This window comes from Ruegeria sp. AM7, from assembly GCF_056535965.1.
The window spans coordinates 20,086-44,082 of sequence record NZ_JBQFJE010000001.1 but is presented as its reverse complement, the minus strand read 5'-3'; the positions used below and the strand labels follow the sequence as shown (position 1 = coordinate 44,082).

22 protein-coding genes and 1 pseudogene are annotated in these 23,997 nt (G+C 54.8%); 8 read left to right on the top strand and 15 right to left on the bottom strand.

What is annotated here, in order from left to right:
- Positions 1–249 precede the first annotated feature (249 nt).
- The 10 genes from ACR3EG_RS00230 to ACR3EG_RS00185 all read right to left on the bottom strand — a co-directional run bounded on the left by ACR3EG_RS00230 (position 250) and on the right by ACR3EG_RS00185 (position 10,739).
- Positions 250–1,404, bottom strand: a complete 1,155-nt coding sequence (locus ACR3EG_RS00230; protein WP_480481884.1) for a Gfo/Idh/MocA family protein — start codon at positions 1,402–1,404, stop codon at positions 250–252.
- Positions 1,404–2,459: a sugar phosphate isomerase/epimerase family protein gene (locus ACR3EG_RS00225; RefSeq protein WP_480481882.1), complete on the bottom strand. Its 1,056-nt coding sequence runs from the start codon at positions 2,457–2,459 to the stop codon at positions 1,404–1,406. The genes ACR3EG_RS00230 and ACR3EG_RS00225 overlap by 1 nt, the downstream gene beginning before the upstream one ends.
- 27 nt (positions 2,460–2,486) lie before the next feature.
- On the bottom strand, positions 2,487–3,563 hold the full coding sequence (locus ACR3EG_RS00220) for a LacI family DNA-binding transcriptional regulator (protein ID WP_480481880.1): 1,077 nt from the start codon (positions 3,561–3,563) through the stop codon (positions 2,487–2,489).
- The gene (locus ACR3EG_RS00215) at positions 3,553–5,175 is read right to left on the bottom strand and encodes a dihydroxyacetone kinase subunit DhaK (RefSeq protein ID WP_209196152.1); all 1,623 of its coding nucleotides are present in this window, start codon (positions 5,173–5,175) and stop codon (positions 3,553–3,555) included. The genes ACR3EG_RS00220 and ACR3EG_RS00215 overlap by 11 nt, the downstream gene beginning before the upstream one ends.
- An 11-nt stretch (positions 5,176–5,186) precedes the next feature.
- Positions 5,187–6,179, bottom strand: coding sequence for an ABC transporter ATP-binding protein (locus tag ACR3EG_RS00210; protein ID WP_480481878.1), 993 nt, complete (start codon positions 6,177–6,179; stop codon positions 5,187–5,189).
- Positions 6,172–7,269 (bottom strand): ABC transporter ATP-binding protein, encoded by a 1,098-nt coding sequence (locus ACR3EG_RS00205; RefSeq protein ID WP_480481876.1) that lies wholly within the window; start codon positions 7,267–7,269, stop codon positions 6,172–6,174. Before ACR3EG_RS00205 ends, ACR3EG_RS00210 begins: the two co-directional genes overlap by 8 nt.
- Positions 7,270–7,271: 2 nt before the next feature.
- Positions 7,272–7,460, bottom strand: a complete 189-nt coding sequence (locus ACR3EG_RS00200; protein WP_282168718.1) for a hypothetical protein — start codon at positions 7,458–7,460, stop codon at positions 7,272–7,274.
- Entirely contained in the window at positions 7,457–8,395 is a 939-nt protein-coding gene (locus tag ACR3EG_RS00195) for a carbohydrate ABC transporter permease (RefSeq protein ID WP_480481874.1), read from the bottom strand. The genes ACR3EG_RS00200 and ACR3EG_RS00195 overlap by 4 nt, the downstream gene beginning before the upstream one ends.
- Positions 8,392–9,339, bottom strand: a complete 948-nt coding sequence (locus tag ACR3EG_RS00190) for a carbohydrate ABC transporter permease (protein ID WP_480481872.1) — start codon at positions 9,337–9,339, stop codon at positions 8,392–8,394. Before ACR3EG_RS00190 ends, ACR3EG_RS00195 begins: the two co-directional genes overlap by 4 nt.
- An 80-nt stretch (positions 9,340–9,419) precedes the next feature.
- Positions 9,420–10,739, bottom strand: a complete 1,320-nt coding sequence (locus tag ACR3EG_RS00185; RefSeq protein WP_480481870.1) for an ABC transporter substrate-binding protein — start codon at positions 10,737–10,739, stop codon at positions 9,420–9,422.
- A gap of 423 nt (positions 10,740–11,162) precedes the next feature.
- Between ACR3EG_RS00185 and ACR3EG_RS00180 the strand changes: the two genes are divergently transcribed.
- On the top strand, positions 11,163–11,918 hold the full coding sequence (locus ACR3EG_RS00180; RefSeq protein ID WP_480481868.1) for an MOSC domain-containing protein: 756 nt from the start codon (positions 11,163–11,165) through the stop codon (positions 11,916–11,918).
- Between the two features lie 76 nt (positions 11,919–11,994).
- Here the strand turns inward: ACR3EG_RS00180 and ACR3EG_RS00175 are convergent, their stop codons facing one another.
- The 4 genes and pseudogenes from ACR3EG_RS00175 to ACR3EG_RS00160 all read right to left on the bottom strand — a co-directional run bounded on the left by ACR3EG_RS00175 (position 11,995) and on the right by ACR3EG_RS00160 (position 16,209).
- The gene (locus ACR3EG_RS00175) at positions 11,995–12,777 is read right to left on the bottom strand and encodes an arginine deiminase family protein (protein WP_480481866.1); all 783 of its coding nucleotides are present in this window, start codon (positions 12,775–12,777) and stop codon (positions 11,995–11,997) included.
- 3 nt (positions 12,778–12,780) lie between these two features.
- Positions 12,781–14,385 carry a 5-guanidino-2-oxopentanoate decarboxylase gene (locus ACR3EG_RS00170; protein ID WP_480481864.1) on the bottom strand — a complete coding sequence of 535 codons (1,605 nt, stop codon included), beginning with the start codon at positions 14,383–14,385 and terminating at the stop codon, positions 12,781–12,783.
- Positions 14,382–15,566 (bottom strand): pyridoxal phosphate-dependent aminotransferase, encoded by a 1,185-nt coding sequence (locus ACR3EG_RS00165; protein WP_480481862.1) that lies wholly within the window; start codon positions 15,564–15,566, stop codon positions 14,382–14,384. The genes ACR3EG_RS00170 and ACR3EG_RS00165 overlap by 4 nt, the downstream gene beginning before the upstream one ends.
- A pseudogene (locus tag ACR3EG_RS00160) lies at positions 15,563–16,209 on the bottom strand (TetR/AcrR family transcriptional regulator). Before ACR3EG_RS00160 ends, ACR3EG_RS00165 begins: the two are co-directional and overlap by 4 nt.
- Before the next feature lie 93 nt (positions 16,210–16,302).
- Here ACR3EG_RS00160 and ACR3EG_RS00155 point away from each other — a divergent pair.
- Genes ACR3EG_RS00155 through ACR3EG_RS00140 form a run of 4 tightly spaced genes read left to right on the top strand, consistent with a single transcriptional unit; the run spans position 16,303 to position 19,412 of the window.
- Positions 16,303–17,097 (top strand): ABC transporter ATP-binding protein, encoded by a 795-nt coding sequence (locus ACR3EG_RS00155; RefSeq protein WP_480481861.1) that lies wholly within the window; start codon positions 16,303–16,305, stop codon positions 17,095–17,097.
- Between the two features lie 36 nt (positions 17,098–17,133).
- Complete coding sequence (locus tag ACR3EG_RS00150) at positions 17,134–17,898, top strand: transporter substrate-binding domain-containing protein (RefSeq protein WP_480481859.1); 765 nt, start codon at positions 17,134–17,136, stop codon at positions 17,896–17,898.
- A gap of 9 nt (positions 17,899–17,907) precedes the next feature.
- The gene (locus tag ACR3EG_RS00145) at positions 17,908–18,654 is read left to right on the top strand and encodes an ABC transporter permease (protein ID WP_170356311.1); all 747 of its coding nucleotides are present in this window, start codon (positions 17,908–17,910) and stop codon (positions 18,652–18,654) included.
- A complete protein-coding gene (locus ACR3EG_RS00140) occupies positions 18,651–19,412 on the top strand; it encodes an ABC transporter permease (RefSeq protein ID WP_170755719.1) in 762 nt (253 codons plus the stop codon). The genes ACR3EG_RS00145 and ACR3EG_RS00140 overlap by 4 nt, the downstream gene beginning before the upstream one ends.
- 70 nt (positions 19,413–19,482) lie before the next feature.
- On the opposite strand, the gene ACR3EG_RS00135 is transcribed toward ACR3EG_RS00140, so the two are convergent.
- Complete coding sequence (locus tag ACR3EG_RS00135) at positions 19,483–20,487, bottom strand: helix-turn-helix domain-containing protein (RefSeq protein WP_480481856.1); 1,005 nt, start codon at positions 20,485–20,487, stop codon at positions 19,483–19,485.
- A gap of 127 nt (positions 20,488–20,614) precedes the next feature.
- On the opposite strand from ACR3EG_RS00135, the gene ACR3EG_RS00130 reads away from it, so the two are divergent.
- The 3 genes from ACR3EG_RS00130 (at position 20,615) to ACR3EG_RS00120 (ending at position 23,993) form a co-directional block, all read left to right on the top strand.
- Entirely contained in the window at positions 20,615–22,027 is a 1,413-nt protein-coding gene (locus tag ACR3EG_RS00130; protein WP_480481854.1) for an amidohydrolase family protein, read from the top strand.
- 86 nt (positions 22,028–22,113) lie between these two features.
- Positions 22,114–22,818, top strand: a complete 705-nt coding sequence (locus ACR3EG_RS00125; RefSeq protein ID WP_480481852.1) for a DUF3299 domain-containing protein — start codon at positions 22,114–22,116, stop codon at positions 22,816–22,818.
- Positions 22,815–23,993, top strand: coding sequence for a carbohydrate porin (locus ACR3EG_RS00120; protein ID WP_480481850.1), 1,179 nt, complete (start codon positions 22,815–22,817; stop codon positions 23,991–23,993). The genes ACR3EG_RS00125 and ACR3EG_RS00120 overlap by 4 nt, the downstream gene beginning before the upstream one ends.
- Positions 23,994–23,997: the final 4 nt, after the last annotated feature.

The window sequence follows — 23,997 nt, the reverse complement described above, 5'->3', positions numbered from 1 at the left end:
TCTGTCGCCGAAAGACTCAGGTCCAGTGCTACATGCAACGCTTACAAAATCAAGGCTGTGTCAGTCGTCATCCAATTTTGACCCCCTTAGTGATGAACAGGCCCGGCGCTGCGTAACCTCCATTTAACGCCGTTGTGGCGGGCCTGCGGGGTTTGGGATTAACGTTTTTCGCGGTTTTTGAAGCGCCAGCTTTCATCCCCGGTTTCGAAGATCTTGCAGTGGTGTGTAATCTGAACGTTGCACAGGGATTTATTCCAACTTGACCCAAGCCGCATTCCTTGAAGAGCTTTGCACGCAAGCGGCTACAAACTTAACACCATTGAGCCCGTCGTGAACCGTTGGATAAACAATCGAAGCGTCAGGTGAAATCCCGTTTCGGAAAGCTAGGATCGCCTCAGCAGCTTCTCCATAGATATTAGCGAAACCTTCCAGATATCCCTCGGGATGGCCCGGAGGAACTCTGCTCAGCCGATTGGCAGCGTCACCAGCTCCAGCTCCATTTCGGGTGATCAGGCGCTTGGGCTCGTTATATGGCGTGAACCAAAGGTAATTGGGATCTTCCTGAGACCACTCCAATCCCCCTTTTTCGCCATAGACGCGCAAACGAAGTGCGTTTTCATTGCCGGGTGCCACCTGAGAAGACCACAGCATCCCACGCGCTCCACCTTCGAAGCGAAGCAAGACATGCGCGTTGTCATCGACTTTGCGCCCCGGCACAAAGGCCTGCAAGTCCGCCGCCAAGCTTTCCGCTGTCAGCCCGGTCACAAAGCAGGCAAGGTTGTAAGCATGGGTTCCGATGTCACCGGTTGATCCGCCCGCGCCCGAGCGTTCGGGATCGGTTCGCCATTCCGCTTGTTTGAAATCCTGCTGCTCGGTCAGCCAATCCTGTGGGTATTCAACCTGAACCACGCGGATCTTGCCAATATCACCGTTGGCAACCATTTCACGCGCCTGCCGAACCATCGGATAGCCCGTGTAATTGTGGGTCAAAATGAATAGGGCGTTCGCGCTTTCTGCTGCTTTGACCAGCTTTTTTGCATCGGCAAGGGTCGAGGTGAGTGGCTTGTCACAAATGACATGGATACCGCGTTTCAGAAACTCACGTGCGGCTGCATAATGGACGTGATTTGGCGTAACGATTGACACTGCTTCGATCCCAGATTTCAGCCGGGCTTCCCTTATCGCCATTTGCTTGAAGTCTTCATAAACTCGTTCGAGGCCCAATGCCTCACCGCTTTCAAGAGATTTCTCTGGTGTCGAAGACAAAGCTCCGGCAACCAGCTCGAACTTGTCGTCCAGTCGCGCGGCTATGCGATGAACGCCGCCGATGAAGGCGTCGTTTCCGCCGCCAACCATGCCAAGCCGAATACGTCCTGAGGTTTCTTCACTACGTCCTGTGACCATCACTCAATCCCCAGCATTTTACGATTGGCGGCTTCGTCTGCGCCACCATCAGCGAAATCATCAAAGGCTTTTTCGGTCACACGGATTATGTGGTCGGATACAAATTGAGCGCCTTCACGCGCACCATCCTCGGGGTGCTTGAGACAGCATTCCCATTCGACAACCGCCCAGCCATCAAAGTCATTCGCGGCCATTTTGGAAAAGATCGCCCCGAAATCGACTTGGCCATCGCCAAGCGATCGGAAACGCCCGGCACGATCAACCCAACTTTGAAACCCGGAATAAACGCCCTGACGACCGGTTGGATTAAACTCGGCATCCTTAACATGGAACATGCGTATTCGGTCCTTGTAGATGTCGATGTTGTCCAGGTAATCGAGGCACTGAAGAACGTAATGCGACGGGTCGTACAACATGCACGCGCGAGGGTGATTGCCTGTCCTCTCAAGAAACATTTCGTAGGTCACGCCGTCGTGGAGATCCTCTCCGGGGTGGATTTCGTAGCAGACATCAACGCCGCATTCTTCAGCGTGATCAAGGATCGGCACCCAACGACGAGCGAGTTCATCAAACGCCGTTTCAACCAAGCCTGCAGGTCGCTGCGGCCAGGGATAGACATAGGGCCATGCCAACGCGCCTGAGAATGTTGCATGTGCCGAAATGCCCAGGTTTTTTGATGCTGACAGTGCCTTTTTAACCTGATCCACGGCCCATTCTTGGCGGGCTTTTGGGTTCCCCCGAACGCTTTCAGCCGCAAAGCCATCAAACGCACTGTCATAGGCTGGGTGAACGGCGACTAGCTGACCCTGAAGGTGCGTTGAAAGTTCGGTGACTTCGACGCCATTTTCTTGGGCTTTGCCTTTGAAGTCATCGCAATAACCGGTGCTGGACGCAGCCTGTTCAAGATCGAATAGCCGGCCGTCCCAACTAGGGACTTGAACGCCTTTGTATCCACAATCCGCCGCCCATTTGGTGATCGCGTCCCACGAATTGAACGGTGCTTCGTCCCCCGCAAATTGCGCAAGAAACAAAGCTGGACCTTTGATCGTCTTCATAATAATTCCTCCCCAAAACTCATGCCTCTATGGCGGTAAATTTTCCTTCAGATAGATGTCGATACGGATGCGTTCCTGCGCTTTGTTGAATGGAACCTTGTCCGAAGTTGCGCGCAGTAGACGTACGGCGGAACGGACGATGTGGCCGGTGTCTTGCGAGATTAGAGCGTCAAATGTACCCAGCCTAAGCGCTTCCCGACTAAGCGGTGTGAGCTCATGAGCAATGATCACCAGATCTTCGCTGAGCTTGTTCTCGGAAAGAAATTGAATCAGACCTGCATTGCCCGCAGCTGACGAATAAATTCCGACCAGATCCGGGTAGGTTTCAAAGATCTCGGGCATCATCGTGTAAATCAGATCCGGGTCATCCCGGCCCTCGACAGACGCTACGACTTCGAGATGAGGAAAATCCTCTGCCACAACTAGATCAAAGCCTTGGCGACGCTCTAGGTGGTCACGTGCCAAACGAGAGCCTGTCAGGACCAGTACTTTGCCTTTGCGATCTACAAATCGCCCCATCAACTGGGCAGCTGTGCGTCCTGCAGACACGTTATCGATTCCCACAAAGTGGTCCCGCTCAGAACTCGGCAAGTCAGACACCAAGGCGACGACTGGAACGCCCTTATCTCTGACCCTCTTTACGGCGTCGCGGACAGAAGGTGTTTCAGGACCGAAAACGGCAACTCCATCAACGTCCAAGCTTTCGACGGTATCCAGAATGTTGACGATATCCTGTGGCTCAAACGGAGCTACTTTTTTTATCGAAGTACGTGTCCGCTCGATGAATTGGTCACGAGATTGCTCTGCGATCTGACTGCTAATCGCCTCTACAAACTCGTTATCCGTGTCCGGTAACACAAAGAGGAAGTTGTAAACTCGGTTTCGCGCAAGGTTGGCCGCAGCCGTGTCGCGCACATAGCCCAGCTCATCAATTGCCTTTTGTACTTTCTGTACGGTTACGGCCCGCACGCCGGGGCGTCTGTTCAAGACCCGGTCAACAGTCGCCAGACTGACACCCGCAACACGCGCGATGTCATTGACAGTTGGCTTTTTAACCAATTCTAGTTTTTGTTTTTGGTCTTCCACGTGTTCTTCAGCCTTCAATCTCCCGAGCTAAGCCTTCAAACAACAAAGCAACAGCCTCAGCGCCGGGATCGTTATGTCCAACTAGGTTTTCTTCGGGAACATAGGCTGCCCGGCCCGCCTTCGCACGGCGAATTTTGGCCGTGTTGTCTGCACCTTCGCGAGCTGCCTTTGCCGCGTGAGTAAGGCCAGATGGGAGTGCGGCAAGCGCAGGTGCCAAGGCGTCAATCATGGTCCTGTCACCGACCTTGGCGCCGCCGACTTGGCTAACGCGGTTCAGACCTTCGACCAAAGACTTCGGTACCGAAGCGCCGCTCGCACAGGCATCTCCAGCGGCGTTAAAGAAGATTGCAAGTATTACGCCGGAAGAACCACCCATCGTCTGGCTCAATTCATTGCCCAACGCTGGAAACAGTTGTGTTAAGTCAGCAAGCGGCATGCGGTCAAGGCTACCTTGCAACGCCCGTGCTGCAGTCGCCAAAGTGCTCCCCGTGTCGCCATCCCCGGATTTGGCGTCCAACTCGTTCAGGTTCTTCTCAGCGTTGATGAGAAGTTCAGACAAACGAGAGATCGTTTCCTTCGTCGCGGAATTGTTCGAAGGAATTGGATCGATCGGAGTCAAGCCATCAGGCAAAGGCGCTACTTTTATTGGGGTGATGGAATTGACACCGGGCCAAGCCACCAGATCGACCTGAGCTTCTAGTTTTGACAATTCGTGTTGATCTACGGGCAGAATAGAAACAGAAAATCCGTGCATATCCAACGATGTCATCATTGGTGCTGGGCCAATTATATGGCTGGCAATACCAGTCTCAGACAGGGCATGTGTGAGGACAGCCATTTCTAATGGTGTTGTAGAGCCAAGGTTATTGACCAACGCCACACAATCCCCGGAACCTACCCGTTGCTTCAGCTTACCCACCACTGTGGACATGGCCGACACAGCATTCGAGAATTCCACCTGCTGTACACCGGGCTCGCCATGGATGCCCAAGCCGAGTTCCGCTTTGCCGGGCGCAATTCTGTCCTCTTTCGGAGAACCTGGGACGGTGCAGGTGTCCAGGCTCATACCGATGCTGACGACCTTCGCTATAGTGGTTCTTGCGGCATTGGTAACGGTGTCCAAGTCAGCACCATCTTCAGCTAGTGCGCCAGCGATCTTGTGCACGAACAGCGTTCCTGCCACGCCACGCGGTTGCGGAAGGTCGGGCAGGGCGATGTCATCATCGACAACAACCATCTCTACTTTGCGGCCCAATGCGCGGGCGCGCTCAGCCGCCAGACCAAAGTTCAACCGATCACCTGTGTAATTCTTCACGATAAGCAAGCACCCAGCCTCACCCGTAACGGCGAGAATGCCAGCCAAAACCGCCTCAACTGACGGGGATGCAAAAACTTCTCCACATACTGCTGCTGTCAGCATACCAGCGCCAACAAAACCCGCGTGGGCTGGCTCGTGCCCAGACCCTCCGCCGGAAACCAAAGCGACTTTCGACTTGTCCCAATCGGACCTGTAGACGACTTTGATGTGCGGGTAACCGTCCAGCCGGGTTAGTTGTCCTCCGGATGACGCAAGAAGACCGTCTATGGCCTCTGTCACCAGAGTTTCTTTCGTGTTGAGGAACTGGGCCATGCTTTTGCTCCTTAAGTCACTCGCGTGCCGGACGCGTCAAAATACAATGGGTTGTGTGGTCGGATTTTTATTACTTTCCCAGAGGGGTAGTCCTGATGGATATCAATCAGGGTCACAACCGGGTGGCCGTTTAAGTCTAGGTGCAGCCGCGTTTGATCTCCCAAGTGTTCGGCGCGCACTACACGTGCATCCGTGCCTTCACCTTCGATGATGTTTTCCGGGCGAAGACCAATCTGCGGACCTTTGTGATCGCCTCCGAACAACGCGGACGGCAGGATGTTGATCCGTGGCAGTCCCAACCGGCTGGCAACATACACACTTCCGGGGTTTTCATAGATGTCGCGAGGGGTACCGTACTGAACCAGCCTGCCGTTTTCCAAAACGCCGATATGCGTCGCCATTGTCATGGCTTCGACCTGATCATGGGTCACGTATAGTAAGGTTGATCCCAGGTCTGCCTGAATCCTTTTCAGTTCCACACGCAAATCCGCTCGAAGTTTGGCGTCCAAAGAGCTGAGGGGTTCGTCCATCAGGAATATCTGGGGGTCCCGCACAAGCGCCCGTCCAATTGAAACGCGCTGCATTTCGCCACCGGACAGCTCAGTTGCTTTGTTATCCAGCTTGTGCGGAATTTGGAGAATTTCTGCTACCTCGCCAACCTTCCGGGTGATCTCATCTTCGGGTGTTTTCAGGATCGGTGACCGCAGGGGAAAAGACAGGTTCTCTCGTACTGTCATATGGGGGTATAGCGAGTATTGCTGGAAAACCATCGCTACATCACGCTGGGCAGGCGTATCTATTCCAACGTCACGACCGGCAATGTGCACCGTTCCTGAATCCAGTTTCTCAAGTCCGGATATCAGTCTTAGCGTCGTTGTTTTCCCTGCGCCCGTCGGCCCCAACAACACCACAAAGGCACCGTTGGGGATCGTCATCGATATACCATCCACCGCTTTTAGACTACCGAATGACTTCGAGATGTTTTGCAAAACGACTTCAGCCATTGCTTAGCACCTCGTCGTTCAAAGCGGACCTCAACGCGCGTCCGGTAGACTTTTCAAACAGGGTTACCGCAGGTGAGCGGAATTCCAATCCTACCGTCTCGCCGGGATTAACCACTTCACGCGCATCAATGCGGGCTTTCAGCTCTCCGTTCGGGCTTTGCAGTGTCACGATCTGGGTGGTTCCCAGATATTCCGCTGTCAGGACTTTGGCCCGGTAGGCGCTGTCGTCTGACAGAAAAACATGCTCGGGACGAACGCCGAAAACCAGGTCACCTTCCGCCCCTTCCATCAGTTTGGGCACGGCTTCTTCATGGCCGTTCAGTCGAACCATTTCCGAGCCAGGCGCGACCTTTCCCTGAAACGGCAGGAAGTTCATCGAAGGAGATCCAATAAAATCTGCAACGAACATTGTGGCCGGTTTGTCGTAGATTTCCTGAGGAGTACCGAATTGCTCGATCACAGCGTTGTTCATCACCACGATCTTGTCGCCCATTTGCATGGCTTCCAGCTGGTCATGTGTAACGTACACAGTGGTTGCGCCCATGCGATCATGAAGAGCGCGCAGTTCTTCTGCCATATGCTCGCGAAATTCGGCATCCAAAGCGCCAAGTGGTTCGTCCATCATGAACGCCTTGGGTTCGCGAACAATCGCGCGCCCCAGTGCCACGCGCTGCCTGTCGCCGCCTGAAAGTCCACCTACTGGGCTATCGAGGATCTCCTTGATCCCCAAAATTCCTGCGACTTCCTCGACTTTGGCCTTTACAGCGGCGCGGGGCATACCCTGCGATATCAGTGGATAGCTGATATTCTTGCGCACGTTCATGTGGGGATACAGCGCGAACATCTGGAACACGAAAGCAATGTCCCGCTCTGATGGCGGTCGCTGGCCGATCTCTTCACCGTCCAAGTAGATTTCACCCGAGGTTGGAAGTTCCAATCCTGCGATCATCCGCAGCGTCGTCGTCTTTCCGCAACCGGATGGCCCAAGAAGCATGAAAAACTCACCGTCCTCAATCGTGAACGAACTTTCGCGTACAGCGGTGAAGTCGCCGAACATCTTTTTTACGTTTTTGACTACGATCTGGGCCATTTCTACTCCGGGAAATGGCTGACGATGATGAACATGACGGTTCCGATCAGCGTGACGATGAAAGAGTAGGTGAAGGCCCAAAGGACAAAGGGCTGCATCAGCATGAAGACACCCAGTGCAATTAGGATGGTTGCGACCATTTCCCATGGGCCGCGGCGAAGTCGCATCAATCCGGTAAGAAACTCGTTCATTTGCGTACGGCTCCGAACGTGATCCCGCGCAACAAGTGTTTGCGCATCAGGATGGTGAAAATCATGACCGGGATCAGGAAGATCGTGGCACCTGCCGCCACAGCAGGCCAGTCCAGACCACCGATACCGATAATGGTTGGGATGAAGGGCGGCGCGGTCTGCGCATTTGCTGAGGTAAGCAGTACGGCAAATGCATATTCATTCCATGCAAAGATGAGGCAGAAGATAGCTGTCGAGGCTATGCCGGTCGCGGCTTGTGGCAGCACCACTTTGTAAAATGCCTGAAAGCGTGTGTAGCCATCTATGAGAGCGGCTTCTTCGTACTCTCTTGGGATTTCGTCGATGAATCCTTTCAGCAACCACACTGCCAGAGAGATGTTCACGCCCGTATAAAGCAGGATCATTCCCAGATGCGTATCGCTCAGCCCAAGGTTTCTGAACATTAGGAAGATCGGGATAGCAACAGCAACCGGCGGCATCATCCTTGTACTCAGGATGAAGAACAGAAGGTCGTCCTTGAGCGGGACCTTGAACCTACTGAACGCATAGGCGGCCAGCGTGCCAAGGAAAATACTCAGGAAGGTCGAGCCGAACCCGATGATGACCGAGTTCATAAAACGCTCACCGAACTTTGATGGCCCGACAATCACCATGTCGTATTGGCGCACGATCTCATCGGCCCAGTTCTGCGGCGGGTTGGCTTCCAGAAACTCCTGCGTTTGCCGTGTGCGCGTGGTGAAGAGGTTGACGTAGCCTTCAAGCGTTGGGTCAAAGACCACTTTGGGCGGGTAGCTGATCGCGTCGGCCGGGGATTTGAAACCGGTCAGCAAGATCCATACCAGCGGGATCATCGTGATCAGCGCATAGGTGATGACCAAGAAGCCTGCGATCCACTTGGACCGGTTCGAAGGTTCTGTGATGGAAAAACTGCTCATCTCTGTTTCACCTTGTTCAGGGCTTTGACGTAGATCGACGCAAGGCCGAACACGGTGACGAAAAGGATGATCGCATAGGCCGAAGCATAGCCCGTACGCCATTTCTCAAAGGCTTCGCGTTTCAGGTTAATCGAGGTGAGTTCCGTAACAGACCCCGGCCCACCGCCGGTTAGCTGAACCACCAGGTCGAACATCTTAAAGTTCTCGATCCCCCTAAACAGCACTGCGAGCATCAGAAACGGCAGCACCATCGGGATGGTAATCGTAAAGAACTGCCGCAGCTTGCTGGCCCGGTCTACCTCGGCAGCCTCGTAGATATAGTCGGGAATACTACGCAAACCGGCCAGACAGATCAGCATCACGAAAGGCGTCCACATCCAAGTGTCGACAATCACGATCGCCCAGGGTGCCAACGTCACCGACCCCAGCATTTCAAAGCTCGAAGGCTCTTTGCCGGTAAACCAGGACACGATGTAGTTAAACAGGCCAATCTGAGGCTGGTACAGGAACTTCCAGAAATTCCCGACAACAGCCGGAGACAACATCATCGGCAGCACGATGATCGTTGTCCAAAGATCGTTGCCCTTGAATTTTTTGTTGATTAACCACGCCAGCGTGAACCCGATCAGAACTTGAAAAAAGATCGTCCAGAACAGGAAATGCGCGGTCGCCTGCATGTTTAGCCAGGTGTCAGAGTCCGTAAGGATACGCTCATAATTCCTGAGACCGACATCTTTGACTTCACGCCCGATCCGGTTGGCCTTGTAATTGGTAAAGCTCAGTTGGATGGTCCAGATCAACGGAAAGATATTGATCGCCAGCAACAGAAATATCGTTGGGGAGATGAATATCCAGGCGATTGCACGGTCGGATAATCCCCGGATTTTTCGCGCGACTCGCTCGGGCGTTGCCTGCGCAACGCGATCTACGGTCCTGTCAGACATCTCTTTGCCAATTCTTTTTGGTTACGGACTCACGGGTGTAAGGTAGAGCGGGATTGCGCCCGCTCGTACCTGCGTCCGGGCTATAGCTTGCCTTCGTCTTCGAAGACTTCCGTCCAATCTTCAATCAGAAGATCAAGCGCTTCCTGTGCGGTGCCTTGGTCAGCAACCACGTAGTCGTGGATGCGTTTCTGCATTGCCAGCAGAAGCTCAGCATAAGCAGGCTCTTGCCAGAAATCCTGCACACCGCCCATTGCTTCAAGGAAGTCACCGGCGAACGGTTGGCTATCAACGAAACCGGGATCCTCCAGCACTGAGTTATGTGCCGAGTAGCCGCCCAGTTCCCACCATTTGGCCTGAACGTCTGGCTGCGCGAACCACTTAATATACTCAAGTGCAGCGTCCTGTTTGTCGGAGTAACTGACTACAGAAATTCCTTGTCCACCCAGTGTTGAACCCGCTTGATTTTGCGGTGGGTTCACGAAGAAGTCGATCTTGTCACCGCCGGTATTGGGGTCGGCATAGAGACCAGGGAAGAAGGCAAACCAGTTCATAGCCATGGCGACCTGACCGGACTTAAAGGCGTCCAAGCTCTCACCCATGTAAGAGTTGGTATATCCCGGAGGCGTCGCCGTTTGGTAGAACTCCTTGTAGAATTCCAGCGCCTCAACTGCTTCGGGTGAATTTACCGCGCCTTCCATGTCATATGAACCCGGGGTGTTCTCATACTTAAAGCCCCATGGGTACAGAGCCCCGGTCACACCCATAGTAATCCCTTCCGAGCCACGCTCGGTAAAGATTGCGGCCCCATAAACTGTCTTGCCGTCGATCTCACGACCTTGGAAAAACTGCGCGATCTGCAAGAGTTCTTTCTGAGATTGAGGCTCGCGCAGGTCCTGACCAGTCGCCTCTTTGTACGCGGCTTGGATATCAGGGTTTTCGAACCAATCCTTGCGATAGAACCAGCCATTCGCATCGCCCATCGCAGGCAACGCGTAATAGTTTGGTGTGCCCTTGGGCCAGGTCGAATAAGCGTAAACAGTGGCCGGCGCGAAATCGTCCATGCTGATGCCTTCAGCATCGAAGAAGTCGTTCAGTTGGACATAATGACCGTTTTCAGCCCCACCGCCGATCCATTGGCTGTCGCCAATCAGCAGATCGCAGAGCTTGCCCCCAGAGTTCAGTTCGTTCAGCATCCTGTCCGCAAAATTTGGCCAAGGAACAAACTCGAAGTTCATCGTGTGGCCGGATTCTGCTTCGAATTCCTTCGATAGCTCGACAAGCGCGTTGGCCGGGTCCCATGCAGCCCAACATAGCGTCAGATCTTCAGCATTTGCCTTGGTAGAAAGAGTAGTAGCGGCAAGGACTATTGCGCTGGCCGAAGCCAGTTTTGTGTAAGTCATCCATTCCTCCCTTTTTTGCGCCGTCAATCGAGGATGTGCGAATCGCGGCATATGTCCGAGGCTATTTGAGGTACGCACCTCAAGTCTAGAAATTTTTGAGGTTCGTACCTCAATGGCTAAGAGAAAATCGAAGATTTTTGCTATAAGCATATGATTATTATACACATAATGAAATCACTTTTATGCATGAATGGTTTTGGCTGAGAGATTCTAAATGGCCATATCGACTAAAATTGGCGAAGCTCGTGATCGAAGTCATCATGCAACCAGCAGGTTTAGCTAAGCCGCGTCTGAAACGCTCACAGATTATTTGGTCGATACCTTTGCGAATTGTAGATAGCGTCAAACAGCGCAGCCTGCTCTGGGTATTGGGACACTCGATTGGTAAGGTGCAGACGTATGAAAAATCTCTCTATCGTCCGAATGAGCCGCTACCCAGTAAAAGGCTTGAGTTCGGAGCCTATGCAAACTGTGACTCTGCGAGCAGGAGAGGGCATTCCTGGTGATCGGTTGTTCGGATTTGCTAGATACAACTCGGGTTTCGATGAGCAGAACCCCAAGCCACTGCCGAAAGATCGTTTTGTCGTTTTGTTAAACGAGGCTGCTCTGGCCGGCATTCAAACAAATTTTGATCCCGAGACCCAAGCTCTCGAGATCAAAGCTAACAGCAAGATACAACGCTTTAATATGCGAACGCCCGAAGACCGGATGAGCGCGGCAAATTTTCTTTCGTCGGAAATTGGTTCAAAAGATCCCGAACCGCCAAAGTTCGTCTCGTCTTCGCCTCATCGATTTACGGATGTGTCTGTGGTATCACCGAAAATGATGAACGCGATATCCGTTTTGAATCTGGCTTCTGTGGAAGAACTGGGCAATCAACTGAACACGAATGTCCACCCAGCGCGCTTCCGATCGAATATCGAGATTGACGGGTTACCTGCGTTTGCCGAGCTGGATTCCGTTGGTTCAGTTTTGAGATTTGGTGGTATTAAGCTGAAGATTCTCTCGCGTACCAAAAGGTGCGCAGCAACTGAAGTTAACCCGATAACAGCCGAGCGGGACTTGAATGTACCCTATCTTATTCGAAAGGTGATGGGTCACATGGACATGGGTGTCTATGTCGAGGTGGCCAATGGTGGAACGCTAATGGTCGGTCAATCTGGGGAATTGCTCGCCTAATCCAGAACAGATTGTCAAAAGGTTTGAGACATAAACTATGCTTCAAGTCCAGTTGTCCTGCCTGTCCCTGTGACCCTCAAAACCTCAAGGACAGGCAGGACATTCCGCCATCCAGTTTAGCGCAATCGGTATTGTCGATCTGAACAACCTCAAATCCCGCCTTGTCCAGAGTGTCGGCTGTGCGCGGGAAACCTGCTGCCATCAGTACCAGATTATTGAAACGAATTGCATTGGCAGCCGCTTCTTCACCGTCGGCGACATGCAAAACCCGATAGCCTTCAAAACTCCCGGACGCATCCAGGCGCTTGGTTGCAAGGATGGTCTCGGCATCCATCAGCGAACAATCGGTCTTGAAATGCAACACGCCTTCAGGCGTAAACACCTCACGCAAAGCATGGCCCCACTCATTGGCAATTTCCGCCAGCTCGGCCACGCCTGCCGCGTCGGTGCGATCCGAACGGCCCACCAAGATTTCTTTTCCGGTCACCAGAATGTCGCCGCCTTCGACATGGCCGGGGCCTTTGATCTCGCGGACGTCGTCATAGCAGGCGCGGATCGTCGATGCTATTTCCGCCACTTCACCCATGCGAGAGGGCGCGCCAGGACGCATCAGAATTGCACCTTGCGGAAGGCAAAGTGCGGTATCCTCGACGAATTGTGCGTCAGGATAAGCGTCAAGCGGTTCAAGCTCGATCACCTCTGCCCCAGTGCTGCGCAGCGCACTTACATAGGCCGAATGCGCGACCAGCATCCCGTCCAGGTTTGGATTGCCGATATCCTCGGCGCGCAACCCTTCCGCAATTGTCGTGGCGGGCTTGCGGGTGATGGCACGTGCAAATTCAAAGGTCGGATTCCGCATGAGTTACTCCTGATCCGGGCGATTCCCGGTAATGTCGATTTCCAGAATTGAAGGGCAGTTTCGCGCGCGGGCCGAAGCCAACGCGGCCGCTATCTCAGCGGGATTTTGAGAAACCCGTTCATATGGTATGCCAAACGAGGCTGCGGTGGTGGCAAAATCAGGTGGAGTCGGGTCGCATCCGATCACCTCAACCCCAACATCCTGCATTGACGCAGCGATTTCGCCGTAGCCGTGGTTGTTCCACAAGACAAAGGTAATGTGCAGGTTGTGATCCACCGCGGCCATAATCTCGGGCAGCGAGAATTGGGCACCACCATCGCCGGCGATGCAGATCACAGGGGCCTGAGGATCGGCAATTCCTGCTCCAATAGAGGCCGGAATGCCATACCCGAGCGCGCCATAACCGGTGGCAGCATTGAACCATCCGCCCGGACGGTCGTGGTCATAATAGAGGTTACCTGCGTAGATCGGTTGCGTGGAATCGCCCACTATAAGCGCGTTGGGGACAGTCGCGCGCATGGCTGCCAAGATCTCGACCTGGGCGCGGTAGTCCGGGCCGATCTCTTCAAAAGCTGCGGCGCGGGTTCTTTCGGCGCGACCTGCACCATCCCGCTGGTCGGGCCGGTCGGGTAGGGTCGCAAGCAATGCGGATATTGCCTGATCAGTCCGGGCCTGTATGGCAATTTTCGTGTCATGACGGGCCAATTGATCCGGGCAAACATCAACACGTATCAAACCGGGCATCATGGGCATCTTTCCCGTAGCGTACATGTCATAATCTGTTGGGCCCAGCTCGGTCCCTAAAGCGAGAACGCAGTCGGCGTTTTCGATCAGTGCGCGTACAGAACTCAAACTAGGGCTAGCGGGAACGGTCAATGGATGATCATGCATCAACCCGCGCGCGTTGACGGTCTGCACGACTGGGGCGTCTAGGCGCTCGGCTAAGGCTTTCAGACCTTCGGCGCTGGTTTTCGCACCGCCACCGGCCAGGATGACAATGCGTTTTGCGGCCAAGAGCTGCGCGGCAGCCTGTTGGATCACGTCGCGGTCCGGGGCCCGGCTGGGTAGGGTCTTGGCGACAGGGGCGCTTTCGGCTGCGTGTCCTGCCACATCCAATGGGATCTGAATATGAGTGGGGCCGGGACGTTCCGAGCAGCAGGTCGCAAAAGCGCGCTCCAGAGCTGGGTCCAGATCACCGGGCAGGCTCACATGTTCAGAAACCAGCGCCACAGTTTTGGCAAGGGCGTGCTGATCGGGCAGTTCATGCAAATGGCCATATCCGTGGCCGAGCGTATCTGTTTCGTTGACGCCAGAGACCACCAGCATTGGCACGGAGTCCGCGCGTGCCTGCGCCATCGGGGTCAGGGTGTTTGTCAGGCCGGGGCCGGTGATAACAAAAGCTACGCCGGGTTTGCCCGACGCGCGCGCATAGCCGTCAGCCATAAAGCCCGCACCCTGTTCATGCCGAGGGGTGACATGACGGATTCCAGAGGCCGCAAGGCCGCGGTACAGCTCGACCGTATGCACTCCGGGAATGCCAAAGACACAAGACACGCCGCGCTGCTTCAGCCCTGCGACCAATGCTTCGCCCACTGTTTGGTTGGTCATGCGACGGTCCGATCGCTGAGGTTTGCATGGGCAACGATGCGGTCCAGTGCTTTTGCGAAACGCTCGTCGTCAATCGTCAAGGCGACCCGGACCCAATCTGTAAGGCTTTCGCCAAAGGCCGAGCCAGGCATGACGGAAACGCCATGCTCCAGCAGGTCCCAAGCATAAGTGTCCCCGTCCATGCCGCAGGCTGATACATTGACCAACGCAAACATCCCGGCCTCTGGGCGGTGTACGACAAGCCCGGCTTCGGCGTGTAGCCGATGTTCAAGGATCAGGGCGCGGCTTGCAAAGCGGGACGCCATGCCCGCCGCAACCGACGATCCGTCCCGGACTGCTTTTTCCGTCATGTCTGCGATGAAGGGTTGGTTACCGAACAGCATTGTCTCGGAGACCGGCAGAAGCGCTGCACAAAACTCGGCTGGGCCAACACACCAGCCGCTGCGAAAACCGGGGGCGGCGTGGGATTTTGATATCGACGATACCGCGATGACCCGGTCTGCCAGCTGCGGATCAGAAAGCGGCGACACAAAGTTGGCATCATCGAACACCAGATGCTCGTACACTTCGTCCGAGATGATCCACAGGTCATGTTGTTGCGCAATTTTACCGATTTTACTGATATCTTCCGCGGCTAGGATCGCGCCCGTCGGGTTGTGAGGAGTGGTCAACAGTATCGCCCGGCTGCGCGGCGTGATACGCGCGGCAAGATCGTCGGCCTGAAGTCGAAACCCGTTTTCAGCGCGCAGCGGCACCGGAACCGGTTCAGCCCCGCTGGCGCGGATGACGCCCTCATAGGTCGCATACATGGGATCGCCGACCAGAACTTCGGACCCGGCTTCGGCAACGCCCTGCATCACCGCATAAAGCGCTGTCTGCGTGCCGGGAAAACACAGAATGTTTTCAGGCAGAAACTGCCGCCCACGGCTTTCGGTGTATGTTTCGGCCAAAGCTGCACAAAGCCCGGCCTCTCCGCGCCCGTTTGAATATCCGGTACGGCCCGATTGCAATGCCAAGGCCGCCGCGTCGCACAACTCTTGCGGTGTTGGCACGTCCGGTTCGCCGATCGTCATTTCCACGAGATCTGCGCCTGCCTCGGCCAATGCGCGCGCCTTCAGGTGGACTTCCCACTTGCCGCCGCCCAATCCGGCCAGCCGTTCGGTGATTGCTGTCAGCCTCATTTGGGCTTGCTCTCCTGCGTTAGATCCAAATCGAGAATGGCGGAAACGGATTGCAGCCCGATTTCAACCAGTTCACCTTGTTCAAATGCGTCCGGCAGCGCCCCGCCTTCAAGCCACAGACCATCGATCACCGCGTTGCACGCAATGGCCAGTTGCCGCAAACGGGCAGGGGCGCGGGCCGGTCAACTTCGTTCAGCGAGGCTGCAATCAGTTCCTCAAGCTGGTCCCGAAAATAGGCATATGTCCGTTCATGCGTCGCTTTCATCTGCGGGTCGTGCTGCACCTTGTTCAGAAAGCTGGCCCACAGGGCGATGGCGCGGGGGTCGACAACGGGTGGTGTCAAAGACGCCGTCACGAAAGCGACCAGCCTGGTTTGCGCGCCGACCTCTGTGCCCGTCGCAGGTGCAAAGGTCTGGTCGGTCATCGTGTTCATGTGGTGCTCGTAGGCGGCGACGATCAGATCTTCTTTGGAGCTGAAGTAGTGGCGGATCAGCCCCCCCGTGACATTTGCGCGTTCTGCGATTCCCCGCACCGTGGCGCCGCGCACGCCCTGCTCGGCAATCAGTTCCAGCGTGGCTAGAATCAAAGCTTCCTGCCGGGATTCGGCCGACTCGCGCCTGAATTTTTTGCGTTCTTCGCTCACAACTGGTTCGTTTTCGCTGATTGCATTAATTATACGCTTGCATAATTACGATGTTCACGGCTTACTGCAATCGGAAAATTGGGGTCGCAAAATATGGACACAGCCGCTGCCGCATCAGCACAGCAACCTGACACCCGCCGTGAGGCGATCCGGGTGGAGGATTTGCATAAATCCTTTGGCGATTTAGAAGTGCTGAAAGGCGTAGATCTGATCGCGCATCAAGGTGATGTTGTTGCGATCATCGGCGGTTCGGGTTCTGGTAAGTCGACCATGCTGCGCTGCATCAATTTTCTGGAGACGCCAACGTCGGGCAAAATCGTCATAGGCGGCGAAGAGGTCGCGATGCGTTCAGATGGCAGCCCGGCCAGCCAGAAGCAAATCGAACGTATACGCACCAAACTGGCGATGGTGTTCCAGCAATTCAATCTGTGGACGCACCGCACCTTGTTAGAGAACGTGATCGAGGTGCCGGTGCATGTCCTGAAGGTCCCAAAGGCAGAAGCGATCGAGCGCGCGCGCGAATTGCTGGTCAGGGTTGGCCTAGGCGGTAAAGAGGACACGTTTCCCGCTTACCTTTCGGGTGGTCAGCAGCAGCGAGCCGCGATTGCACGGGCGTTGGCCGTTGATCCGTCTGCCATGCTGTTTGACGAACCCACATCCGCGCTGGACCCTGAACTGGTCGGAGAAGTTCTGACCGTGATCCGTGACCTGGCCGCTGAGGGGCGCACCATGCTGCTGGTCACGCATGAGATGAAGTTCGCCCGCGAGGTCGCGAACCACGTCGTCTACCTATATCAAGGTCGTATCGAAGAGCAGGGCCCACCTCCCGAGCTTTTCGGAAATCCGCAATCCGAGCGGCTGAAACAATTCCTCAGCTCGGTCGGATAAAACAAAAAAATAAACACTATCAACATGGAGAAACTTATGAAAATCAAAGCATTCCTGACTGCAATCTCTGCCGCAGCCATGCTGGCGGCAGGCGGTGCTGCAGCCGAGCAAGTCAAGATTGGTATTGCAGCTGAACCCTATCCACCATTCGCCTCGCCGGACAGCGCGGGCAACTGGATCGGCTGGGAAATCGAGGTAATCGAAGCGGTTTGTGCCGCGGCCGAGCTGGACTGCGTGATTACGCCTGTTGCCTGGGACGGCATCATCCCATCCCTGACCGGTCAGCAGATCGACGCGATCATGGCCTCGATGTCGATCACCGAAGACCGGTTGAAAACCATCGACTTCAGTGATGCGTACTACAATACGCCTGCGGTGATTGTTGCCGACAAATCAATTGATATCGAGCCTACGCCTGAATCGCTGGCTGGCAAGATTATTGGCATTCAGGCCTCGACGATTCACCAAGCCTATGCGCAGGAATACTTCAAGGACGCCGAGTTGAAAGTCTACCAGACTCAGGACGAAGCCAATCAAGATCTGTTCGCAGGCCGAATTGATGCGACCCAGGCAGACAGCATCGCGATGGCGGATTTCGTGAACTCGGACAATGGCAGCTGCTGCGAAATCAAAGGAGCCGTTGCGGATGATCCCGCCATTCTGGGCCGTGGTGTAGGTGCAGGTGTACGTAAGGGCGATACCGAGCTTCTGGAAGCGCTGAACAAAGGGATCGCGGCGATCCTGGCTGACGGCACGCACGAGAAAATCACCGAGGGCTATTTCACCACCAGCATCTACTAAGGCGCTGTTGTGACCGGACTATTCGAGACACTGGGCCTCGGCGCCAGCGCCGAGTTGCTGTCGCTGTCAAGCTGGGGCGGCAACCTGTTGCGCGGGCTTGCCAATTCTCTGCAGATCGCCGTGGGCGCTTTTGGAATGGGGCTGGTAATCGGGCTGTTCGGTGCCTACGGGAAACTCTATGGGGGGAAGGTCACACGTGACCTTCTTGCCATTTATACAACGGTAATCAGGGCGGTGCCCGAACTGGTGCTGATCCTGATCCTGTACTATGTCGGCAGCGATATCATCAACAAGATCTCTGAGGCGTTCGGAGGAGGTCGAGTTGAAATCAGCGGTGTCGCCGCAGGCATCTGGGTCTTGGGCGTTGTACAGGGGGCCTATGCCACCGAAGTGCTTCGTGGGGCTATCAAGGCGGTTCCGGTCGGGCAAATCGAAGCGGCAAAATCCTATGGAATGCCCGCATTTATGATCATGCGTCGCGTGACGATCCCAGCAATGATGGGATTTGCGGTGCCAGGCTTGGCCAATCTGTGGCTTATCGCGACCAAGGATACGGCCTTGCTGGCTGTTGTCGGGTTCAGTGAATTGACACTTGAAACACGACAGGCGGCAAGCAGTACCCGAGCTTACTTTACCTTCTTTCTGGCTGCGGGCTTTCTGTATCTCATGGTCACCCTTTTCTCGGGTGCGGTTTTTGCCCGTATTGAGAAATGGGCGCGCCGTGGCCAGCCTTCGTTGAAAGGGGGTTCCTCATGATCACCGTGAAAGCGCTGATGCAGCCGCACCGCATCGTCATGATGCTGTTGTTTGCGGCCCTGATTATCTGGTGTGCCTTTTCGCTGCGATGGGATTGGATCCCGCAATACGCGCCGCTGGCGTTGCAGGGCCTTTGGACGACGATCTGGCTGCTGGTGGTGACAACCGTTCTGGGGTTTTTATTGGCGGTGCCGCTGGGCTTGGCGCAGGCGATCGGCCCTTGGTACCTGGCGACACCTGCCCGAGTGTTCTGCACCATAATCCGTGGCACACCACTGCTGTTGCAGATTTGGCTGTTGTATTACGGACTGGGTTCGCTGTTTCCGCAGTTTCCTTGGATAAGGTCGTCAGAGCTGTGGCCCTACCTGCGCCAAGCATGGCCTTACGCGGTGCTTGCGTTGACCTTGTCCTTCGCTGGTTATGAAGGTGAGGTCATGCGGGGTGCGTTTTCCAGTGTCGCGAAAGGGCAGCTTGAGGCTGCAAAGTCTTTTGGAATGCCACGTTTTACGATGTTCCGCCGGATATGGCTGCCCCAGGCTGTGCGCAACGTGCTGCCAACCTTGGGCGGAGAAACGATCCTGCAGCTCAAGGCGACTCCCTTGGTTGCAACGATCACGGTGGTCGAGATTTACGCCGTCTCTTCGCGGGTTCGATCTGACACGTTTATCGTATACGAACCGCTTCTGTTGTTGGCCTTGGTCTATATGGTCCTAGCCGGGTTGATCGCTTTGGCTTTTCGCCGATTTGAAGGTGTTTGAAGTCAGACACTGTCTTGTCGGCCCGCACTTGTTAAGTAGTGGATAACCAGTCCGGGTATTTGCAACTTAATTACAAGCCAAGGCGGAACTTGGTCGGTGTCATTCCGGTTTGACCTCGGAAAAAGCGAGTGAAGTGGGACTTGTCGGAATAGCCAAGCATCAGACCAATCTCCGCAATTGTCATCCGGTCTTCTTTTAGGTGCTTCTTGGCAATATCGACACGCAGCCGTTTGATTTCGCGGGGTAGCGTTGTGCCTTGCTGCTGAAGCGCTTTCAGGAACCGTTCCGGCTGTATTCCCAGCAACCTGGCCACCATCTCCGGCCCCAAATCGGTTTCATCCAATTTGTCGCGCAAGACAGAGCGCAATGCAGCCACCACGGTTACTTCTTCATCTTGTTGCGGCGAGGCTATTGGCCTGGCAGAGCCGTCAGAGACATGGTGCAAAAACAACCATTCCACAGGAAAACTAATTTGCATTCCGGGATCGGGTCCAAGGCCAACCTCGATCCCCTTGTAGTCGATCGGTAGACCATTGATGTATCTGCTTTCCCATCGTACGCGCGAAGAATCCCAGGAATCGCCGACGACGGTCTGCAATAGACGTACATAGATTGCGGCTCCAAAACCGGTCACCTGAACGGGTGGAACAGTTGGTTCTTGCTGCCTCTCGATACGATAAGTCGCTTTGTCCGCTTCAATGATAAGGCTGTGCCGTACAGAATTGGATTCCTGCGGCACAAGCCCAACAAAGCGGGTAAAGAACTCGAACAGCGTTTTTGTAGTTTGCAGGGCTTGAGCGAACGGAGGCCACTCTTGCAGGTTAAACGTCTCGCCTACATTCAGTCCAAGGTATCGGTCCCCTGACACTTCTGAGAAGGCATTTACCAAGCCGTAGACCAGCTCTGAGTGAACGAACACGGATGGGTCGGTCAACAGTTCGGCTTTCAAGCCGACCTGATCCAGTGCTGGTTGCGGATTGATCTTACGTTCGGTGAGATATTGCAAAAACGGAGCAGCTAAGGAGAGGCGAATAAAGCCCTCGCTATGCTCTCGGGAGGTGGCGTTGAAAGGCAAGCTCGTCATCCTTGTGAGGATTAGCAGTTATATTCAGTGGCCATTTTTATTATCACATTCGAACATCCTAATTCAAAAGTGGCAACCGAGGCAAAACTTTCCGGACTACAGTTGGCAGAACATGAATATGAAGGGAGCACTTATGTCCGGTCTGCGAATGTCTCTTTGTTCGGTGGCAATTGTCGCTGCCGGTCTTTCTGTTGGAACCTCCGCGCACGCTCAGGATCAGGAAGAACCCCAAACGCTTTTCACCAACGTACATGTCTTCGACGGCGTCAATGAACAGCGTATCGAAAATGCGAGCGTTCTGGTTGAGGGCAACCTTATCAAGGCCGTCTCAACTGATGCGATCGATGCCCCCAATGCCGCGGTCATCGACGGAGAGGGACGGACCCTGACCCCTGGGTTTATCGAACTGCACGCGCACCTGATGCTGATGGGGCCGACCTTGCCCGCGATGGAGGCCAACACAACGTGGGAAGACTTTGCCATACACGGTGCGCGGATGGCCGAGATGTATTTGATGCAGGGCTTCACCACAGTCAGGGACGCGGGTGGAGCCAATGGCGGGTTACGCCGCGCAATTGACGCAGGCCAAATTGACGGACCGCGTTACTTTCCGTCCGGTGCATTTATCGGAACGCGAGGTGGTCACGCCGACTTCGCGAATTTCACCGCTCCACCGGGCTCGGAGACCAACATGAGCCGTCTGAACATGGCGCAGGAAGTTAGCGGAGTGGACGACGTTTACAGGTTTGCACGCAACAATTTCCGCATGGGTGCGACACAGTTGAAGTTCATGCAATCCGGGGGCGTCGTTTCGGCATTCGACCCATGGCAATTGCTGGCTGGATCGCCCGAAGAGATCAGGGCCGCCGTGCAAGTGGCAAATGAGTACGGCAGCTATGTCATGGCGCATTCCTATCGTAAGGAAGCGATCCTCAGTGCGCTTGATGCAGGTGTGATGTCAATCGAACACGGCTTTTCGTTTGACTGTGAAATTGCCCAAGTCATGAACGAAAAAGGGGCATACATTACCACCAACCTGACGGCCTTTGATCCAGGATTGCTTGATATTCCGGCAGTGGCTAACGTCCCGTCGAGCCTTGCCAAAGCAAAGTCCGCCTCGGCAACATTTGCTGGCTACATTGACAATATGAAGGAATGCCCGGTGAAACGAGGATTCCAGACCGACTGTGTTGGTTCCGTCGAGGCCTGCAATATCCAGATTGCCTATGAAAAGCACCTGAACAACGAGTTTTTCGGGCCCTACACATCCATGGTCACGCTGACATCGACAGGTGGCGAGGTGGTCGCTTTGTCAGGTGACTTCATGAACCCGTATACCGCCGGAAAACTGGGTGTGATCGAAGAAGGCGCCTATGCCGACATCCTGCTGATAGACGGCAACCCCCTCGAAGACTTCTCTGTCGTCGGAACGGGTGATCAGTGGTTTGGTGCGGACCCGAGGCCGGACAGCCCGGAAACAATCCGCCTGATCATGAAGGACGGCGTCATCTACAAAAACACACTGGATTGACACCTCTAAAGAGCCGGAGAGCATCTATGCACCATGTGTTTCGCTCCGTAGTTTTGGCAGGCTTGGTTTGGTGTGGACAGTCTGCCATGGCGACGCCCGATACCGCGTTAGACTGGGCAGACCTGCCGGACCCATTCTGGCAGATCTTTAAAGACCCCTACCGTGATCTCAGCCCCGAACAATTCGACGATGTCCTCTACGTCGTGCGATTGCGTGGCAAGCTGCAGCAGGATGGTGGCAGTGAAGAAGAGAGGCAAAAGTGGCAAATGCTTTTGACTGAAACTGAGGATGCCTTGGCAGTTAATGGAATTGATGTCGACTGGTTGCTCGATCAGCGCGAGGTTGTCATGGAACGTCGAAGAAAGGCTGGGACGAACGGAAATCCACAATTCGATGGTCAAACAATCACAATCGCGGGCTTTGCCATTCCTGCTCCGAATGATCCGGACGGGCGGCCTGTCGCGTATTTGGTACCAGAACGCGGGATGTGCAGTCACATGCCTCCACCTCCGCCCAACCAGATGATCCGTGTGCGGTTGAATGGAGACTGGACGCCTAGCTATTTCCACGAACCCGTTCGGCTGACGGGCATGCTCACTATTGATCCTTCCACTCAGAATATGATGGTTGTGGATGGCCTCATGCCGATGATCGCGACTTTCCAGTTGGAAACGGAACGTGTCGAAACTCTGGAAACTGAAGCAGATAGGCTGGAATGGAAGCAGCGTGCCGCTGATCGCATCCGGGCGGCGGGAAATCGCAAGACCGGCGGAGCAAGGGCGCCTGAATGATAAGACTTTTGGTTGCCGCATTGAGCATTGCCTTCGCTGGCGCAGCGTCGGCTCAGGGATTATCTGGGCCATCTTCGGTCGAGGCTGATCTAGAGCCCGGAGATGGGCTGACCGACCCACAATACCGTTCCGATTTTCCGCGCAACATCGCACCGGGTTGGTTTGGGTGGAAAGACCGACTGGCTGAGGGTGGGTTTCGGTTCAACATTGATTACTTGGTGTTGGGTCAAACCACGAACGCGGATCTGGGAACCGGCGAAGCGGCCAGCGGCATCGCTCGTTTCTACGGCAGTTGGCAGGCCACTGAACGGGGCTCCCTAACGTTCAAGATCGAAGACCGGCACAGTTATACGGACGTTGCTCCGCAATTCCTTGGGCTGGATGGCGGAGCCCTTTCAATCACGGGAACAGCCTTCAACGACAATGGTCTGCTATTGACTAACCTGTTCTGGACCCAAAGGACCGAGAACGGTTCATGGACGCTGCAAGTCGGGCAGATTGATGTAACAGACTTTGTGGATATCTATGGGTTGGTAAGCTCCTATAGTGGTTTCCAGAATCTGTCTTTCAATACCAACCCAACAATTAACACGCCCAACCAAGGCCTTGGTGTTGCCGGTGGGGTAAAGCTGAGTGAAAACCTTTACGCCGTTGCCAGCGTATCCGACGCAAACGCCGACCCGTCCGATCCAGACTTTGATGTGTTTAGCGACGGCAATCTCTTCAAATCACTCGAACTTGGTTACACCTCCGGCTTTGATCGCATCTACTTCGACAATATCCATCTGACCCTCTGGCATGCGGATGCGGCTGACGATGGCAGTCGAGCGGAAGACTACGGCGCTGCGTTCTCTGCCGCATGGTTCGTCGACAACAAGTGGATGCCGTTCTTTCGGGCTGGGGCCTCAAAGGGGGCCGCAGCGCTTTATGACCGGTCTATCTCTGCAGGTCTGGGCTACTATGGTCGCAATACCGATTTGGCGGGACTGGGCCTGAACTGGGCCGAGGCAAGAGGCATAGACGGTGACCAATTCACGCTCGAAGCATTCTACCGGTTTTCAATCTCGCCCGGGCTGCAGATCACGCCGTCATTTCAGTTCATTTCTGATCCGCTGCTGAACCCCACTCAGGATAGCATTACTCTCTTCGGCCTAAGAACACGGATCGTTTTTTGAGGTG

What these genes read in the sequence shown, in the direction of transcription:
- ACR3EG_RS00230 (WP_480481884.1), bottom strand. Translation starts at nt 1,404, where the DNA reads ATGGTCACAGGACGTAGTGAAGAAACCTCAGGACGTATTCGGCTTGGC.
- ACR3EG_RS00225 (WP_480481882.1), bottom strand. Translation starts at nt 2,459, where the DNA reads ATGAAGACGATCAAAGGTCCAGCTTTGTTTCTTGCGCAATTTGCGGGG.
- ACR3EG_RS00215 (WP_209196152.1), bottom strand. Translation starts at nt 5,175, where the DNA reads ATGGCCCAGTTCCTCAACACGAAAGAAACTCTGGTGACAGAGGCCATA.
- ACR3EG_RS00210 (WP_480481878.1), bottom strand. Translation starts at nt 6,179, where the DNA reads ATGGCTGAAGTCGTTTTGCAAAACATCTCGAAGTCATTCGGTAGTCTA.
- ACR3EG_RS00205 (WP_480481876.1), bottom strand. Translation starts at nt 7,269, where the DNA reads ATGGCCCAGATCGTAGTCAAAAACGTAAAAAAGATGTTCGGCGACTTC.
- ACR3EG_RS00200 (WP_282168718.1), bottom strand. Translation starts at nt 7,460, where the DNA reads ATGAACGAGTTTCTTACCGGATTGATGCGACTTCGCCGCGGCCCATGG.
- ACR3EG_RS00195 (WP_480481874.1), bottom strand. Translation starts at nt 8,395, where the DNA reads ATGAGCAGTTTTTCCATCACAGAACCTTCGAACCGGTCCAAGTGGATC.
- ACR3EG_RS00190 (WP_480481872.1), bottom strand. Translation starts at nt 9,339, where the DNA reads ATGTCTGACAGGACCGTAGATCGCGTTGCGCAGGCAACGCCCGAGCGA.
- ACR3EG_RS00185 (WP_480481870.1), bottom strand. Translation starts at nt 10,739, where the DNA reads ATGACTTACACAAAACTGGCTTCGGCCAGCGCAATAGTCCTTGCCGCT.
- ACR3EG_RS00180 (WP_480481868.1), top strand. Translation starts at nt 11,163, where the DNA reads ATGAGCCGCTACCCAGTAAAAGGCTTGAGTTCGGAGCCTATGCAAACT.
- ACR3EG_RS00175 (WP_480481866.1), bottom strand. Translation starts at nt 12,777, where the DNA reads ATGCGGAATCCGACCTTTGAATTTGCACGTGCCATCACCCGCAAGCCC.
- ACR3EG_RS00170 (WP_480481864.1), bottom strand. Translation starts at nt 14,385, where the DNA reads ATGACCAACCAAACAGTGGGCGAAGCATTGGTCGCAGGGCTGAAGCAG.
- ACR3EG_RS00165 (WP_480481862.1), bottom strand. Translation starts at nt 15,566, where the DNA reads ATGAGGCTGACAGCAATCACCGAACGGCTGGCCGGATTGGGCGGCGGC.
- ACR3EG_RS00155 (WP_480481861.1), top strand. Translation starts at nt 16,303, where the DNA reads ATGGACACAGCCGCTGCCGCATCAGCACAGCAACCTGACACCCGCCGT.
- ACR3EG_RS00150 (WP_480481859.1), top strand. Translation starts at nt 17,134, where the DNA reads ATGAAAATCAAAGCATTCCTGACTGCAATCTCTGCCGCAGCCATGCTG.
- ACR3EG_RS00140 (WP_170755719.1), top strand. Translation starts at nt 18,651, where the DNA reads ATGATCACCGTGAAAGCGCTGATGCAGCCGCACCGCATCGTCATGATG.
- ACR3EG_RS00130 (WP_480481854.1), top strand. Translation starts at nt 20,615, where the DNA reads ATGAAGGGAGCACTTATGTCCGGTCTGCGAATGTCTCTTTGTTCGGTG.
- ACR3EG_RS00125 (WP_480481852.1), top strand. Translation starts at nt 22,114, where the DNA reads ATGGCGACGCCCGATACCGCGTTAGACTGGGCAGACCTGCCGGACCCA.
- ACR3EG_RS00120 (WP_480481850.1), top strand. Translation starts at nt 22,815, where the DNA reads ATGATAAGACTTTTGGTTGCCGCATTGAGCATTGCCTTCGCTGGCGCA.